Annotated in this window: 12 protein-coding genes, 3 rRNA genes and 1 other RNA gene; 13 read left to right on the forward strand and 3 right to left on the reverse strand. The window is 58.7% G+C overall.

Going from position 1 to position 15,827, the window contains the following annotated elements:
• Positions 1-18: 18 nt before the first annotated feature.
• The 3 genes from smpB (at position 19) to ssrA (ending at position 1,322) form a co-directional block, all read left to right on the forward strand.
• Positions 19-516, forward strand: a complete 498-nt coding sequence (gene smpB / locus OLW90_RS03015) for an SsrA-binding protein SmpB (protein ID WP_319651810.1) — start codon at positions 19-21, stop codon at positions 514-516.
• A complete protein-coding gene (locus tag OLW90_RS03020; protein ID WP_319651296.1) occupies positions 513-905 on the forward strand; it encodes a DUF488 domain-containing protein in 393 nt (130 codons plus the stop codon). The genes smpB and OLW90_RS03020 overlap by 4 nt, the downstream gene beginning before the upstream one ends.
• Before the next feature lie 39 nt (positions 906-944).
• Positions 945-1,322, forward strand: a transfer-messenger RNA (tmRNA) gene (gene ssrA / locus OLW90_RS03025).
• A 168-nt stretch (positions 1,323-1,490) separates the two neighbouring features.
• Here ssrA and OLW90_RS03030 read toward each other — a convergent pair.
• A complete protein-coding gene (locus tag OLW90_RS03030) occupies positions 1,491-1,868 on the reverse strand; it encodes a helix-turn-helix domain-containing protein (protein ID WP_319651297.1) in 378 nt (125 codons plus the stop codon).
• Between the two features lie 62 nt (positions 1,869-1,930).
• Here OLW90_RS03030 and OLW90_RS03035 point away from each other — a divergent pair, with 62 nt between their 5' ends.
• The 10 genes from OLW90_RS03035 to OLW90_RS03080 all read left to right on the forward strand — a co-directional run bounded on the left by OLW90_RS03035 (position 1,931) and on the right by OLW90_RS03080 (position 13,485).
• Complete coding sequence (locus tag OLW90_RS03035; protein ID WP_319651298.1) at positions 1,931-2,278, forward strand: alcohol dehydrogenase catalytic domain-containing protein; 348 nt, start codon at positions 1,931-1,933, stop codon at positions 2,276-2,278.
• Positions 2,268-2,933: an NADP-dependent oxidoreductase gene (locus OLW90_RS03040; protein WP_319651299.1), complete on the forward strand. Its 666-nt coding sequence runs from the start codon at positions 2,268-2,270 to the stop codon at positions 2,931-2,933. The genes OLW90_RS03035 and OLW90_RS03040 overlap by 11 nt, the downstream gene beginning before the upstream one ends.
• A 99-nt stretch (positions 2,934-3,032) precedes the next feature.
• Positions 3,033-4,043, forward strand: coding sequence for a siderophore ABC transporter substrate-binding protein (locus tag OLW90_RS03045; RefSeq protein WP_319651300.1), 1,011 nt, complete (start codon positions 3,033-3,035; stop codon positions 4,041-4,043).
• A gap of 71 nt (positions 4,044-4,114) precedes the next feature.
• Complete coding sequence (locus OLW90_RS03050; RefSeq protein WP_319651301.1) at positions 4,115-5,050, forward strand: iron chelate uptake ABC transporter family permease subunit; 936 nt, start codon at positions 4,115-4,117, stop codon at positions 5,048-5,050.
• Positions 5,047-6,036 (forward strand): iron chelate uptake ABC transporter family permease subunit, encoded by a 990-nt coding sequence (locus OLW90_RS03055; RefSeq protein WP_319651302.1) that lies wholly within the window; start codon positions 5,047-5,049, stop codon positions 6,034-6,036. The genes OLW90_RS03050 and OLW90_RS03055 overlap by 4 nt, the downstream gene beginning before the upstream one ends.
• Positions 6,033-6,788, forward strand: a complete 756-nt coding sequence (locus OLW90_RS03060; protein ID WP_319651303.1) for an ABC transporter ATP-binding protein — start codon at positions 6,033-6,035, stop codon at positions 6,786-6,788. Before OLW90_RS03055 ends, OLW90_RS03060 begins: the two co-directional genes overlap by 4 nt.
• 419 nt (positions 6,789-7,207) lie before the next feature.
• A 16S ribosomal RNA gene (locus OLW90_RS03065) occupies positions 7,208-8,731 on the forward strand.
• A 249-nt stretch (positions 8,732-8,980) separates the two neighbouring features.
• A 23S ribosomal RNA gene (locus OLW90_RS03070) occupies positions 8,981-12,053 on the forward strand.
• A gap of 94 nt (positions 12,054-12,147) precedes the next feature.
• Positions 12,148-12,266, forward strand: a 5S ribosomal RNA gene (gene rrf, locus OLW90_RS03075).
• The 16S, 23S and 5S rRNA genes sit together here, the layout of an rRNA operon.
• A gap of 91 nt (positions 12,267-12,357) precedes the next feature.
• Entirely contained in the window at positions 12,358-13,485 is a 1,128-nt protein-coding gene (locus OLW90_RS03080) for an aminotransferase class I/II-fold pyridoxal phosphate-dependent enzyme (RefSeq protein ID WP_319651304.1), read from the forward strand.
• A 32-nt stretch (positions 13,486-13,517) separates the two neighbouring features.
• On the opposite strand, the gene OLW90_RS03085 is transcribed toward OLW90_RS03080, so the two are convergent.
• Positions 13,518-14,153, reverse strand: a complete 636-nt coding sequence (locus tag OLW90_RS03085) for a DUF3239 domain-containing protein (protein WP_319651305.1) — start codon at positions 14,151-14,153, stop codon at positions 13,518-13,520.
• A 10-nt stretch (positions 14,154-14,163) separates the two neighbouring features.
• Complete coding sequence (locus OLW90_RS03090) at positions 14,164-15,795, reverse strand: DNA repair helicase XPB (protein WP_319651306.1); 1,632 nt, start codon at positions 15,793-15,795, stop codon at positions 14,164-14,166.
• Positions 15,796-15,827 lie beyond the last annotated feature (32 nt).

Here is a 15,827-nt window from a genome sequence, read left to right on the forward strand (position 1 = left end):
GGTAGCATGGCTATCACTATGGCCAAAAAGAAGAAAAAGAAGGTGGTGGGTGGCAGCGGAGTCATTGCCAGCAATCGCAAGGCCCGCCACGATTACACCATTCTAGAAACCTACGAGTGCGGCATCGCGCTCGTGGGCACGGAGGTGAAATCCCTCCGCGAGGGCAAGGCCTCCCTGGTGGAGGCCTTTGCTACCGTCGATGACGGCGAGGTGTGGCTGCGCCACCTCCACATTCCCGAATACTCCCGGGGCTCCTGGACTAATCACTCCCCGCGCCGAGTGCGCAAACTTCTGCTGCACCGCCGCGAGATCGACTCCATCATGGGCAAGGTGCGCGATGGGCGCAAGACCCTCGTGCCGCTCTCCCTGTACTTCAAGGGCGGCCGCCTCAAGGTGGAACTGGGACTGACGGAGGGCAAGCAGGCCTACGACAAACGCCAGAGCATTAAGCGCCGCACCGAGGAGCGCGAGATCGTGCGCGACCTGGGCCGCAAGATCAAGGGAATCCATGCATGAGCGTGACCACGCTCAAGGTTCACGATCTGCTCCAGGGGAGCGCGCATGCTCGGGGGAGCGCGGTGCTGGTGGATCGACTCTGGCCCCGAGGCGTGGCCAAGAGCGACCTCGCCCACGACCTCTGGCTGCGCGAGGTTGCCCCCAGCCCGGACCTGCGCCGCTGGTTTGGGCACGACCCGCAGCGCTTCGAGGAGTTCTCCCGCAGGTACCGGGAGGAACTCGATGAGGGGAACGCGGAGGTGGATCGGCTCGTGGAGATGGTCCGCGCGGGCGACGTGTGCCTGCTCTACGCCGCGCGCGACCGCGAACACAACCACGCCGCGGTGCTCGCGGAGTGGCTTAACGACGCCGCGAGGCTTGCTCCCGGCGATACCGAAACGGTAGAGTAAGCCGGACTGCAAAGAAAGAGCACGACCCGCTTTGCATGAGGGGCCGATTTTTGGTTTCGACTCCGTGAATGTCACCAGGGGAAGCGTGCCGGTGCAGGCTAGAGACCACCGTAAGCGTCGTAGCAACCTGATAAGCGCCGAGAACACTCAGCGCGACTACGCCCTCGCTGCCTAATTAGCGAGCGCGTGTCTGTCAGCCCAGGATGCGTCCCCGTCCTGGAATCTGGCATCGACTAAGGGACTTGCTGTAAGGCCGTGTCAGCGGGGCCTCACAGGACTCCTACCGTTGGCTGGGCTCATCATCTGGACGCGTTCGCCCGATCCAGAGAGCCGAGTAGAGATTCCGCGCGGACTGCGCACGGAGAAGCCCTGGTGAGGTCGCGGAGGACCCGGGTTCGATTCCCGGCGGCTCCACAAAGCCCCTGAACAGCGTTGCTGCTCAGGGGGCTTTTCTTTGATTTAGGGTGTCTGACCTGTGGATATAGCAAGTATGCTATAGCGTTCCATAGGGCGCGGTAAGGCGCTTTCGCGCCCCATTTTTTGGCTTAACCCCATTTTTACCCCACGAACCCCACGGCGGAGTGATTAATGGTGTGGAAGATCGGGCACCGGCGGGTGCTGATTCACTCCCGGTATGTGCTTGATTCCCCAGTTTTGCAGCGCCTCCAGGATGGGGGCGAGGTCGTACCCCTTGGGGGTGAGCGCGTAGGCGGCGCGGGTTCTGCTGCCCTCCTCCTTGTATTCCTCCTTGGCGAGGATCCCGGCCTCCGTGAGTTTGCGTAGGCGCGCGGAAAGGAGATTGCGGGGGCAACCGAGGCTCCGCTCGATCTCGTTGAACTTGGTGTGCCCGAGGTAGAGGTCGCGCAGGATGAGGAGCGTCCATTTTTCGCCCAGGAGTTCCAGGCTTGCGGCTATGGGGCAGGTGTTTTCCTCCGGGACGTTTGTATCTTCCGTGCTTGCCATGCGCCAACCTTTCATCTAAGTTTACTTTTAATACTCATTTACTTTAATGGGGAGCCGGTGCGGTGAAAAGTTATGTTCTGCGATCGTATGATAACGGTGGCCAGTGGGGGTGGGAGGATCGCCCCGTGCCGCAGCCCGGCCCCGGCGAGGTACTGGTGAGGGTGCGCGCGGCGGGGTTGAATCCTTTGGACCGCATGATTGCGGAGGGGCAGTTCAAGCAGCTCTTCTCGTACTCCCTGCCGCAGGTGATGGGGCAGGAACTGGCAGGCATCGTGGAAAAGGTGGGGCCGGGAGTGGCCTCGGATTGGATGGGGGAAAAGATTTTTACGCGCCCCTCCATTCACGCCCTGGGTGCTTTCGCAGAATACGCCGTGGTTCGCGCTGAGGATTATTGCCCCCATGCCGAATAATCTCACCTTTGCGGAGGCGGCGTCGTTACCGCTGGTCCTACTCACCGCCATCCAGGCTTTTACGGAAAAGGTGCAGATTAGGCCCGGGGATAAGGTATTTATTCAAGGGGGTGCGGGCGGGGCCGGTTCCATTGCTGTGCAGGTGTCAAAGTATCTGGGCGCGACGGTGGCCACCACAGTGAGCACGAAGAATGTGGAGTTGGCCAGGCAATTGGGTGCCGATGTGGTGGTGGATTACAGAACTCAGCGCTATGAGGATCATGTGCGGGATTATGATGTTGTGCTCGATACCCTGGGTAAGGGGGAAACGGTGCGGTCGATGAGCGTGTTGCGGCCGGGCGGCACCGTGGTTTCCCTCGCGGGGGATCCCGATGCGGATTTTGCGCGCCAGGTGGGCAGGCCTTTCTTGGTGCCCGTGATGTGGGCATTGGGTGCCAAGGTTCGCCGGGAGGCGAAGAAGCGCGGAGTGAATTATAGGTTCCTCTTTATGCGGGCGCACGGTGGGCAATTGGCGGATTATTCTGCGGCGATAGAAGCGGGAAAGATAAAACCGCTTGTGGGCCACATATTTCCCTTTGCGGAATTGGAGGAGGCCCTGAAACTATCGGCCTCGGGTAAGTCTAACCCCGGCAAAATTGTCGTGGAGATGGAGTGACGGGGGTGGGAGGGGGTGGCGGTCTGGTCTTGCAGGGGTAGGCCATATGCTAGGGTTTCAGGTTAGGCTTGTCTAACAATACTTTCTGGAGGGAATCCTATGATCAAGAAGCGTTCTGCCCTTGCCGCGATCGTCGCGGCAGCCAGCCTTGCGCTGGTGAGTTGTTCTTCCGGGGGCGGGGAGCAGGGCACGAGCCAGGCGAGCGACGCCACCACCGTGTCTGTGGAGGATAACCACGGCACGCAGGAGGTTTCCGTTCCTGCGTCCAAGGTGGCTGCCACGGATAACCGCAGTTTCGAGCTGCTGGATAAGTGGGATGTGGATTTGGTGGCAGCTCCTAAGCCGTTGATTCCTTTTACCGTGACGAATTACGCGAACGATGATTCCATCGTGGACCTGGGCTCGCACCGGGAACCCAATCTGGAGGCTTTGGCCGCGGCTCAGCCGGACCTGGTGATCAACGGGCAGCGCTTTACCCAGTATTACGAGGACATCGTGAGCCTGAATCCCGAGGCCACGGTGGTGGAACTGGAGCCGCGCGAGGATAAGCCGCTGGCGGACGAACTCAAGCGACACACCCTCGCCCTGGGGGAACTCTTTGCCAAGAACAAGGAGGCGCAGGAAACGGTAGAGGCTTTCGACGCCGCCCTGGCCCGCGCCAAGAAGGCTTACGACGGCTCCGCCACGGTGATGGCGGTGAATGTGACGGGTGGCGAGATCAATTACATCGCCCCGATCACCGGGCGCACCTTTGGCCCCATCTTCGAAATGCTGAATCTGAAGCCTGCCCTGGAAGTGGAGAATGCTTCCGAGGATCACCGCGGCGATGATATTGGTGTGGAGGCCATTGCGGAGGCCAATCCCGATTGGTTCTTTGTGCTCGACCGCGATGGTGCGGTGAGCGCACGCACGGAGCCCGGCTTTGTTAAGGCCCAGCAGATCGTGCAGGATAACGCGGTTCTTTCCAACCTCGCGGCGGTCAAGGACAAGCACGTGTACTACGCGCCGCAGGATACTTATACCAATGAGTCCATTCTTACCTACACCGAGATTCTTAATGGCATCGCGGATGCCTTCGAGTCCGGTGCGGGGAACGATGAGACGGCATAGCCGCACCCCGTAATGCGAGGAGCCTGCCCTATGTGGGTGGGCTCTTCCCCTTTATTCTTGTCAGGGTATTTATGCGTACTTTTGCCTTCCCCCTTGCCGTCGGGGTGGTGCTGATCTTATTGGTGCTTTCCCTCTTCAACGGGGAATACAGCATCTTCGAGCATGACGATGGCCGAGAGATGTTTATGCTCACCAGAATCCCCAGGACCGCCGCCCTGGTTCTAGCCGGTGCCGCCATGGCGATGTCCGGCCTAGTCATGCAGCTTCTTACCCAAAACCGCTTTGTGGAGCCCACCACCACGGGCACCACGGAATGGGCGGGCCTGGGGCTGCTCTTTGTGATGTACTTTCTCCCCTCTGCCAGCATTCTGGGGCAGATGGCGGGAGCCGTTCTCTTTGCCTTCATCGGCACGATGGTCTTTTTTCTTTTCCTGCGCCGGGTATCCCTGCGTTCCTCCCTCATCGTGCCCATCGTCGGCATCATGCTCGGCGCGGTGGTCAGCTCCATCTCCACGTTCTTTGCCCTCAAGACGGACATGCTGCAAAGCCTGGGCGTGTGGTTTGCGGGGAGTTTCACTTCGGTAATCCGGGGGCAGTGGGAAGTCCTCTTACTTGTTCTCGTGGTGGTGGCCGCGGTGTTCTTCTTTGCCGATCGCCTCACCGTGGTGGGGCTGGGGCAGGACATCGCCACGAATGTAGGTGTGAACTATAACCGCATGATCCTCGTGGGGACCTCGCTCATCGCGGTGGCCACCGGAGTGGTCACCGTGGTGGTGGGGAACCTGCCTTTCCTTGGGCTCATCGTGCCCAATATCGTCTCCATGTTCCGCGGCGATGACCTCCGCTCCAATCTCCCGTGGGTGTGCCTGCTGGGCGTGGGCGTCGTTACCGTCTGTGATCTGCTGGCGCGCACGGTGATTGCGCCCTTTGAGATCCCAGTCTCGGTGGTTCTCGGCGTGCTTGGATCGGTGGTCTTTACCCTGTTGATTATCAGGAGGACACGATGAGCGTTTTTGCTTCCTCCCGGGCCCGCTATAAGTATTGGCTGATCATGGGGGCGCTATTACTCGTCGGGGGACTCGCAGCCTTTGGCCTGCTGGCCTATAACAACCCCATGCCCGTGGGCTCCGAGGTATTTTGGCGTATCGCGCAGCGGCGCATGGACGCGGTGATCGCGATGGCGATTGTGGCCTTATGCCAAGCGATGGCCACGGTGGCCTTTCACACGGTGACCAATAACCGGATCATCACCCCCTCCATCATGGGATTTGAGTCTCTCTACGTGGCCATTAATACCGCCACCGTGTACTTCTTTGGGGTAACCGGGCTGCTGGAGGCGCGTAATCTCACCATGCTGCTCATTCAGATCGCCCTCATGGTGGGACTTTCCTTGATCCTCTATAGCTGGCTGCTCTCCGGCAAAAATAATCTCCACGCCATGCTGCTCATCGGCATCGTGATCGGCGGCGGATTGGGCTCGCTATCCACGTTCATGCAACGCTTGCTTACCCCCAGCGAGTTCGATGTTCTCACCGCTCGGCTCTTCGGTTCGGTGAATAATGCCGATCCCGCCTATTACCCGGTGGTGATCCCGCTGTGCCTTGGCGCGGCGCTCATTCTGTATCTGCTCTCGCGTCGGCTCAACGTGATCTCCCTGGGGCGCGAGGTCGCCACCAATTTGGGAGTGGGGTATCGGGGGGCCTCGATAGGCATTCTTGTGTTGGTTTCCGTGCTCATGGCGGTATCCACGGCCTTGGTGGGTCCGATGACATTCCTGGGCTTTTTGGTGGCCACGCTGGCCTACCAATTCTCCGATACCTATGACCACCGATACGTATTCCCGATGGCCTTTGTCACCGCTTTTACCGTGCTGACCGGGGCTTACTTCCTGATGAACCACGTTTTCTACGCCCAGGGTGTGGTGTCCATCATCATTGAATTGGTGGGTGGATGCGTATTCCTCGCGGTGCTTTTGAGAAAGGGACGCCTGTGATTGAACTGCGCAATGTGCATAAAAACTACAACGATGAGGTTTCCATCGGCCCGGTGAATCTCAGCATTCCCGCAGGCGGTATTACCGCCCTGGTGGGGCCCAACGGTGCGGGGAAATCTACGTTGCTCACGCTCATTGGCCGCCTCTTGGACATGGACGAGGGGCACATCGAGGTGGCTGGCTATGACATCACGAGCACCAAGTCTGCTGATCTGGCAAAGATCGTGTCCATTCTGCGGCAGGAAAATCACTTCATCACCAAGCTCACCGTGCGGCAATTGGTGGGCTTTGGCCGCTTTCCCTATAACAAGGGGCGGCTCACAGCGCGGGACGATGAGATCATCTCCAGATACATCGAGTTCCTCAACCTCACGGAACTAGAGGGGCGCTACCTGGATCAACTCTCGGGAGGGCAGCGGCAGCGGGCGTACGTGGCCATGGTGCTGTGCCAGGAAACCGAGTATGTGCTTCTCGACGAACCCCTCAACAACCTCGACATTGCTCATTCCGTGGAGATGATGAAGCACCTGCGGCGCGCGGCGGAGGAGTTTGGGCGCACCTTCATCATCGTTCTTCACGACATCAACTACGCCGCGCGCTATGCCGATTACGTGTGCGCCGTGAAGAACGGCTCGGTGGTGGAGTTCGGGCCCACGGAGGAGGTGATGGTGGGGGAGACGCTGACCGAGATCTTTGATTCCCCGATCACCGTGATCGACGGTCCCGACGGTCTACTTGCGTGTTACCACTAGAAAACACCCTCTGACCTGGTTGTTTGTGTGTTGTGGGGTGGGTGTGTAGATTTATCGGAGTCGCCGCGACACCCCCGGGGAAGCATTCACTAGAGAATCTACCCCGTAGGTTATATGGGTTTGTGGCGTGTGTTGTGTGAGAACTCGATAGCGTACCAATGCACAATTACTGAGACAGGACTGTGTGGTTTTGTTTCGGTAGATAGTGTTGTGTTCATCAAGGAACACCCCCCTATTTTTCGCACCCATGTGTTGGGTGTGGGGTGTGTGCCAGTCATGGTCGGCAGGCCATGGGAATATAATCATGTGATGATATTGCTACCACGTCCTTGTGTGGTGTGGTGGTTGGCTGATGAATAGTTTTTGAATCTTTTGTCAGTTTATTTGTTTTGCTAGGTTTGGGCTTTTCACGAGCCTTTTTTGTGGAGAGTTTGATCCTGGCTCAGGACGAACGCTGGCGGCGTGCTTAACACATGCAAGTCGAACGGAAAGGCCCCTTCGGGGGTACTCGAGTGGCGAACGGGTGAGTAACACGTGGGTGATCTGCCCTCAACTTCGGGATAAGCTTGGGAAACTGGGTCTAATACCGGATAGGACCCCTCTTTAGTGTGAGGGGTGGAAAGTTTTTTCGGTTGGGGATGAGCTCGCGGCCTATCAGCTTGTTGGTGGGGTAATGGCCTACCAAGGCGTCGACGGGTAGCCGGCCTGAGAGGGTGTACGGCCACATTGGGACTGAGATACGGCCCAGACTCCTACGGGAGGCAGCAGTGGGGAATATTGCACAATGGGCGCAAGCCTGATGCAGCGACGCCGCGTGGGGGATGAAGGCCTTCGGGTTGTAAACTCCTTTCGCTACCGACGAAGCCCTTTGGGGTGACGGTAGGTGGAGAAGAAGCACCGGCTAACTACGTGCCAGCAGCCGCGGTAATACGTAGGGTGCGAGCGTTGTCCGGATTTACTGGGCGTAAAGAGCTCGTAGGTGGTTTGTCGCGTCGTCTGTGAAATTCCGGGGCTTAACTCCGGGCGTGCAGGCGATACGGGCATAACTTGAGTGCTGTAGGGGTAACTGGAATTCCTGGTGTAGCGGTGGAATGCGCAGATATCAGGAGGAACACCGATGGCGAAGGCAGGTTACTGGGCAGTTACTGACGCTGAGGAGCGAAAGCATGGGTAGCGAACAGGATTAGATACCCTGGTAGTCCATGCTGTAAACGGTGGGCGCTAGGTGTGAGCCTCTTCCACGGGGTTTGTGCCGTAGCTAACGCATTAAGCGCCCCGCCTGGGGAGTACGGCCGCAAGGCTAAAACTCAAAGGAATTGACGGGGGCCCGCACAAGCGGCGGAGCATGTGGATTAATTCGATGCAACGCGAAGAACCTTACCTGGGCTTGACATACACCGGACCGGCGCAGAGATGCGTTTTCCCTTTGTGGCTGGTGTACAGGTGGTGCATGGTTGTCGTCAGCTCGTGTCGTGAGATGTTGGGTTAAGTCCCGCAACGAGCGCAACCCTTGTCTTATGTTGCCAGCACGTGGTGGTGGGGACTCATGAGAGACTGCCGGGGTTAACTCGGAGGAAGGTGGGGATGACGTCAAATCATCATGCCCCTTATGTCCAGGGCTTCACACATGCTACAATGGTCGGTACAGTAGGTTGCGATACCGTGAGGTGGAGCTAATCCTTGTAAAGTCGGCCTTAGTTCGGATTGGGGTCTGCAACTCGACCCCATGAAGTCGGAGTCGCTAGTAATCGCAGATCAGCAACGCTGCGGTGAATACGTTCCCGGGCCTTGTACACACCGCCCGTCACGTCATGAAAGTTGGTAACACCCGAAAACCATGGCCTAACCCTTATGGGAGGGAGTGGTTGAAGGTGGGATTGGCGATTGGGACGAAGTCGTAACAAGGTAGCCGTACCGGAAGGTGCGGCTGGATCACCTCCTTTCTATGGAGTTTTTGTTTTTGGAATCTGGGTGGAGGCACGCCTTTTTTTGTTGTGGGTGGGTGTGGTGGACATGGTTGTTTGGTTGTGTGTTGGTGCGTTGTTGGGTGTCTGGCGCAGCATGTTTGTTGTGTCTTGTGCCCCACTAGCCGGATGGTAGGCCTGTGTGTTTGCTGTTGTGGTGGTGGGGGTGTGTTGTGTGAGAACTGTATAGTGGACGTGAGCATCTTTATTTTTCTGTGTGTTGTGTTTTTGTTGCTTGTAAGGGCGCATGGTGGATGCCTTGGCATGCTGAGCCGATGAAGGACGTGGAAGGCCGCGATAGGCCTCGGGGAGTTGTCAATCGAGCGTTGATCCGAGGGTGTCCGAATGGGGAAACCTGGCCAGTGTCATTGCTGGTTACCCACTGCTGAATGTATAGGTGGTGTGGGGGTTTACGCGGGGAAGTGAAACATCTCAGTACCCGTAGGAGAAGAAAACAATTGTGATTCCGCTAGTAGTGGCGAGCGAACGTGGATTTTTGGCTAAACCTGGTGCGTGTGATACCTGGCAGGGGTTGCGTGTTAGGGGTTGTGGGATGCATGCGTGTCGTATCTGCCTAGTGCGACGCAGAACATCATTGATTAGCGGAAGTGGTTTGGAATGGCCTGCCGGAGTGGGTGAGAGTCCCGTACGTGAAGGTTGGTGGTGTTGTGTGGTGTGTGTTCCCGAGTAGCAGCGGGCTCGTGGAATCTGCTGTGAATCTGCCGGGACCACCCGGTAAGCCTGAATACTCAGTGTGACCGATAGCGGATAGTACCGTGAGGGAATGGTGAAAAGTACCCCGGGAGGGGAGTGAAATAGTGCCTGAAACCGTGTGTCTACAATCCGTCAGAGCCTTTTTGTGGGGTGATGGCGTGCCTTTTGAAGAATGAGCCTGCGAGTCAGCGGCATGTCGCGAGGTTAACCCGTGTGGGGTAGTCGTAGCGAAAGCGAATCCTAATGGGGTGTTGTTAGTGGCATGTTCTGGACCCGAAGCGGGGTGATCTACCCATGGCCAGTGTGAAGCAGCTGTAAGAGGTTGTGGAGGCGCGAACCCACGTAGGTTGAAAACTGCGGGGATGAGCTGTGGGTAGGGGTGAAAGGCTAATCAAACTCCGTGATAGCTGGTTCTCCCCGAAATGCATTTAGGTGCAGCGTCACATAAGCTTGCTGGAGGTAGAGCTACTGGTTGGTTGAGCGGGACTATCATCTTAGCAATGTCAGCCAAACTCCGAATGCTGGTTTAAGTGTTGTGTGGCAGTGAGACTGTGGGGGATAAGCTCCATTGGTCGAGAGGGAAACAGCCCAGATCGTCGGCTAAGGCCCCTAAGGGTGTGCTAAGTGGAAAAGGATGTGGGATCGCGAAGACAGCCAGGAGGTTGGCTTAGAAGCAGCCATCCTTGAAAGAGTGCGTAATAGCTCACTGGTCGAGTGGTTCTGCGCCGACAATGTAGTGGGGCTTAAGTACACCGCCGAAGCCGCGGCAAACATTTTTGTTTGGGTAGGGGAGCGTCGTGCATGTGTGGAAGCATGGGGGTGACCCTGTGTGGAGTGTGTGCGAGTGAGAATGCAGGCATGAGTAACGTTTGGCAAGTGAGAATCTTGTCCGCCGTATAACTAAGGGTTCCTGGGTCAAGTTCGTCTTCCCAGGGTGAGTCGGGGCCTAAGGCGAGGCCGACAGGCGTAGTCGATGGATAACCGGTTGATATTCCGGTACCCGTGTGTGTGCGAAAAGTGGTGAATCGGTGATACTAACCGCCCACCGGCATGCTGTTAATCTCTTTGAGGTTGTGGTGTTGTTGGTGCGTGGGGCCTGAGCTGGTAGTAGCCAAGTGATGGGGTGACGCAGGGAGGTAGCTGGGCCACTTATTGGATTGTGGTGTAAGCGTGTGGCACAGGGTATTGGTAAATCCGTATCTGTTTGTGTGAGGCGTGATGCGTAGCCCTTTTTTGGGTGATGTTGGTGATCCTGTACTGTCGAGAAAAGCCTCTAGCGAGTGCATGTGCGGCCCGTACCCTAAACCGACACTGGTGGTTTGGTAGAGTATACTAAGGCGTTCGGGTGAACTGTGGTTAAGGAATTCGGCAAATTGTCCCCGTAACTTCGGGAGAAGGGGACCCCTACGTGTTGCATCATCTTTGCGGTGGTGTGGTGTGTGGGGGCGCAGAGGATAGAGGGAAGCGACTGTTTATTAAAAACACAGGTCCGTGCGAAGACGTGAAGTTGATGTATACGGACTGACGCCTGCCCGGTGCTGGAAGGTTAAGAGGACCTGTTAGAGCTTTTGTGTTCGAAGCGGAGAATTTAAGCCCCAGTAAACGGCGGTGGTAACTATAACCATCCTAAGGTAGCGAAATTCCTTGTCGGGTAAGTTCCGACCTGCACGAATGGCGTAACGACTTCCCTGCTGTCTCAACCACAGGCCCGGTGAAATTGCAGTACGAGTAAAGATGCTCGTTACGCGCGGCAGGACGAAAAGACCCCGGGACCTTCACTATAGCTTGGTATTGTTGTTTGGTTCGGTTTGTGTAGGATAGGTGGGAGACTGTGAGGCATTCACGCTAGTGGGTGTGGAGTCGTTGGTGAAATACCACTCTGGTCGGATTGAGCATCTTAACCTTGGCCCATGATCTGGGTTGGGGACAGTGCCTGGTGGGTAGTTTAACTGGGGCGGTTGCCTCCTAAATGGTAACGGAGGCGCCCAAAGGTTCCCTCAGCTTGGTTGGTAATCAGGTGTTGAGTGTAAGTGTATAAGGGAGCTTGACTGTGAGAGTGACGGCTCGAGCAGGGACGAAAGTCGGGACTAGTGATCCGGCACCTACTTGTGGTTGTGGTGTCGCTCAACGGATAAAAGGTACCCCGGGGATAACAGGCTGATCTTCCCCAAGAGTCCATATCGACGGGATGGTTTGGCACCTCGATGTCGGCTCGTCGCATCCTGGGGCTGGAGTAGGTCCCAAGGGTTGGGCTGTTCGCCCATTAAAGCGGCACGCGAGCTGGGTTTAGAACGTCGTGAGACAGTTCGGTCTCTATCCGCCGCGCGCGTGGAAACTTGAAGAAGGCTGACCCTAGTACGAGAGGACCGGGTTGGACGTACCTCTGGTGTGCCAGTTATTCTGCCAAGGGTAGGGCTGGTTGGCTACGTACGGGAGGGATAACCGCTGAAAGCATCTAAGCGGGAAGCCTGTTTTGAGATGAGGTTTCGTGTGAGGTTCCCTGTAGATGATGGGGTTGATAGGCTAGGTCTGTAAGCCATGTGAGTGGTGTGGTGACTGGTACTAATTGGCCGAAGTTTTAACAAAAAACATGCGTTGTGTAACGAGCACACAGTTTGTGTGGTGTTTGCGTCTGCTGTGCAGTGTCTGGCATGACACGCCCCTGTGGGGTGGTTGGTTGTGTTGGTGGTTGATGGTGGTGGGGAAACGCCCGGTCCCTTTTCGAACCCGGTAGCTAAGCCCATTTCATGCTGATGGTACTGCATTCGTTGGGGTGTGGGAGAGTAGGTTGCCGCCAACACTAAAAATTCATAAGTAGGAGGGTGGTGTAAGGAAACCAGGAGATGGTTTCTTTACACCACCCTCTTCTTTGTTGTTGCTACCCTAAAGCAATGAACATATCCCAACGCGTTTCCGTTATTGAACAGACGGTCTTTGCCGAGTTATCGGCCAAAGCCGAGCGGACAAAGGCAGTTAATCTGGCCCAGGGCTTCCCGGATGAGGATGGCCCCGCACGCATGCTAGAGATCGCCCGAGGCCAGATAGCCACTGGCCATAATCAGTATGCACCGTTGATCGGCACCCCGGAATTACGCCAGGCCATTGTCAAGGATCGCCGCAAACGCCTGGGGCAGAACTGGGCCCCGGATTCGGAGGTGTGCGTGACCTCGGGGGCCACGGAGGGAATCATGGCGGCGGTGCTGGCTACGGTGAATCCGGGGGACGAGGTGATCGTGATCGATCCCTTCTATGACTCCTACGGGGCGGCCATTTCCTTCGCCGGTGGTATCCGGCGCAGCGTTCCCCTGAACATGACTCAAGAGGGCACCTGGGCCCTGGATTTTCCCGCTATCAGAAAGGCGCTGAGCCCCAATACCACGGCGATCATCGTGAATAATCCGCATAACCCCACGGGCGCGATCTTCTCAGAGGAACAGTTAAGTACCTTAGCTGAACTGGTCAAGGAACATAGCCTCACGGTGATCTCCGATGAGGTCTATGAGCGTCTGCTATTGCCGGGGGAGGAGTTCATCCCCACCGCTAGCGTCGCGGGATTGAGGGAGCAGACCATCACGGTGTCCTCGGCATCAAAGAGTTTCAACGTCACGGGGTGGAAAACCGGCTGGGTGCTGGGCCCGGAGCCCCTGGTGGCGGCGGTGACTAAGGCCAAGCAGTTCCTTACCTTTGTCAGCGCCACGCCTTTTCAGGCGGCGGTCGCCCATGCGTTACGGGAGGAGGAAACATGGGTCACACAGTGGCAGGAAAAAATCACCCGCCGCAGGGCGCTGTTAGCGGATGCCCTGGAAAGCAGCGGCTGGCGGGTACACCCCACGCGGGGATCGTACTTTCTGGTGGCTCGGGAGCCCCACGAGGGGGCGTTGCCGGAAGGCGTGGTGGCGCTTCCGGTGGCCGCGCTAAGCGACTTCCCGGAGCGTTGGGAGGGCTATTATCGCTTTGCCTTTTGCAAGAGCGAGGAAGCAACAGCGGAGGCCGCCCGCCGGATAAAGCAAGGAGGATAACACAGGCCGAATAAAACCGGCTCGATAAAAACTTAGAGCACCAGCAGATTGAACCGCGTGGCCTTGACCTTATCCAGGTTCTTGAGGTTCTTTTCCAGGATGTCCCACTCCTGGTGGGGGATGGCCTTGCGGGCGGCGGTGATCGCGTCGGGGTCGGGGGTGCCCCAGGCGATCGGCATGGGGGTGATCTCGTCCCAGTGGTCCTGGTTGCGGGTGGTGCGCCGCCCGGAGACGGCCACGGCGGGAACGCGGGTGCCGTACTTGCGATCATGCCCCTTGATGGAGGTCACGGTGCGCAGAGCGAGCCCCCAGCGCGGGGGCTTGTGCGGGTCGGCGTTGGTGTTCACCAGGGCCATGAGCACGATGTCGCGCGGATTGACCTCCGCGATGATGGCGGGGGCGAGGGGGTAGGCGTCGTAAAGCTGCTGAGCACCGCCCACCTTGCTGGGGGCGATGATCCCGATGATGACAAAGACGATGGCGAGGACGGCAAAGACCCCGGCCACGATGACCCCGCCCACGCCGCCCACGAAGTTGGCGATACCCAGTCCCGCGGCGAGCAGCACCGCGCCCAGGAGAAAGGCGCTGAGGCGCAGGCGGCGGGTATCGCGCAGTAATTCGTTGTTTTTCTTGGCCCAGGCCTCGTCCACGGCGAAGGAAAATGGCACGGTGTCTCCTCTAGGTCAGGTCGGCGGCGTCGATGATGTGATAAGCGTAGCCCTGCTCCGCGAGGAAGCGTTGGCGGTGTACGGCGTACTGGGCGTCTAGGCTATCGCGGGTGACCACGGTATAAAAGTACGCCTCCCCGCCCTCGGCCTTGGGGCGCAGCAGTCGGCCCAGGCGCTGGGCCTCCTCCTGGCGGGAGCCGAAGGTACCGGATACCTGAATGGCCACGCTGGCCTCGGGGAGGTCGATGGAAAAGTTGGCCACCTTGGATACCACCAGGCGGTCGATCTCCCCGCTGCGGAACTGCTGGAAGTACCGTTCCCGCTTGGCGGTGCCGGTCGAGCCGTCGATAAGCGGGATCTGGTGCCGCGCGGCGATCTGCTCGATCTGCTCGATGTAGGCGCCGATGATGAGGGTGGGCTGCCCGGCGTGCTTGTTCAGCAGCGCCTCCACCACGGCGTCCTTGGATTGGGAGCAGGCGGCGATCCGGTAGTGCTCGCGGGCGGGCGCGGTGGCATATATCATGCGCTCCTCCTGGCTCATCGTGGTGCGCACCTCGGTGCAGTTCGCGGTGGCGATGAAGCCGGAGTTTTCCAGATCCTTCCAGGGGGCCTCGTAGCGCTGCGGGCCGATGAGGGAGAATACGTCTCCCTCGCGGCCGTCCTCGCGGACCAGGGTGGCGGTGAGGCCGAGCCGACGTCGTGACTGCAAATCGGAGGTCATGCGGAACACGGGGGCGGGCAGCAGGTGGACCTCGTCATAGATGATGAGGCCCCAGTCGCGGGAGTCGAAGAGTTCGAGCGCCCGGTATTCGCCCTTGTACTTGCGGGTGACCACCTGGTAGGTGGCGATGGTGATGGGGCGGATCTCCTTTTTCTCCCCGGAGTATTCCCCGATCTCCTCCGGGGTGAGGCTGGTGCGGCGCAGCAACTCATCGCGCCACTGCCGCCCGGCCACGGTGTTGGTGACCAGAATGAGAGTGGTGGCCTGGGCCTTGGCCATCGCCGCGGCCCCCACGATGGTCTTTCCGGCCCCACAGGGCAGCACCACCACGCCCGAGCCACCCGCCCAGAACGCCTCCGTGGCCTGGCTCTGATAATCGCGCAGCTGCCAGTCCTGGGTCAGCGCGAGGGGGTGGGCCTCCCCGTCCACGTAGCCCGCGCGATCCTCGGCGGGCCACCCGGCCTTGAGCAATTCCTGCTTGAGGCGGCCGCGCTCGGAGGGGTGCACGATCGCGCTGGTCCGATCCAGGCGGGTACCCAGCATGGGCGCGATGTTCTTGTGCCGCAGCAGTTCCTCCAGGATCGCCGCGTCCTCCGTCTCCAGAACCAGGCCGTGGGCGGGGTCCTTGTGCAGGCGGGTGCGGCCGTAGCGGGACATGGTCTCCGCGATGTCGATGAGCAGCGCCTGTGGCACGGGGAACCGGGCGAAGCGCTCCAGCACGTCCACGGCCTGCTCGGCATCGTGGCCCGCGGCCCGTGCGTTCCACAGGGCCAGCGGGGTGATCCGGTAGGTGTGAATGTGCTCCGGGGCGCGTTCTAGCTCCGCAAAGGGAGCCAGGGCGGCGCGGGCCTCATCGGCCTGCGGGTGCGCGGTTTCTAGGAGCACGGTCTTATCGGATTGCACGATGAGGGGGCCGGGCACGCGATTCCTTTACTTCCTCTGAGTCCGGGGCA

Source organism: Corynebacterium sp. 21KM1197 (assembly GCF_033783015.1).
Classification (GTDB): Bacteria; Actinomycetota; Actinomycetes; order Mycobacteriales; family Mycobacteriaceae; genus Corynebacterium.

Excerpts from the sequence above, each read along its gene's own strand:
- OLW90_RS03020 (WP_319651296.1), top strand. The coding sequence starts at position 513 with ATGAGCGTGACCACGCTCAAGGTTCACGATCTGCTCCAGGGGAGCGCG.
- OLW90_RS03080 (WP_319651304.1), top strand. The coding sequence starts at position 12,358 with ATGAACATATCCCAACGCGTTTCCGTTATTGAACAGACGGTCTTTGCC.
- smpB (WP_319651810.1), top strand. The coding sequence starts at position 19 with ATGGCCAAAAAGAAGAAAAAGAAGGTGGTGGGTGGCAGCGGAGTCATT.
- OLW90_RS03055 (WP_319651302.1), top strand. The coding sequence starts at position 5,047 with ATGAGCGTTTTTGCTTCCTCCCGGGCCCGCTATAAGTATTGGCTGATC.
- OLW90_RS03030 (WP_319651297.1), bottom strand. The coding sequence starts at position 1,868 with ATGGCAAGCACGGAAGATACAAACGTCCCGGAGGAAAACACCTGCCCC.
- OLW90_RS03040 (WP_319651299.1), top strand. The coding sequence starts at position 2,268 with ATGCCGAATAATCTCACCTTTGCGGAGGCGGCGTCGTTACCGCTGGTC.
- OLW90_RS03050 (WP_319651301.1), top strand. The coding sequence starts at position 4,115 with ATGCGTACTTTTGCCTTCCCCCTTGCCGTCGGGGTGGTGCTGATCTTA.
- OLW90_RS03045 (WP_319651300.1), top strand. The coding sequence starts at position 3,033 with ATGATCAAGAAGCGTTCTGCCCTTGCCGCGATCGTCGCGGCAGCCAGC.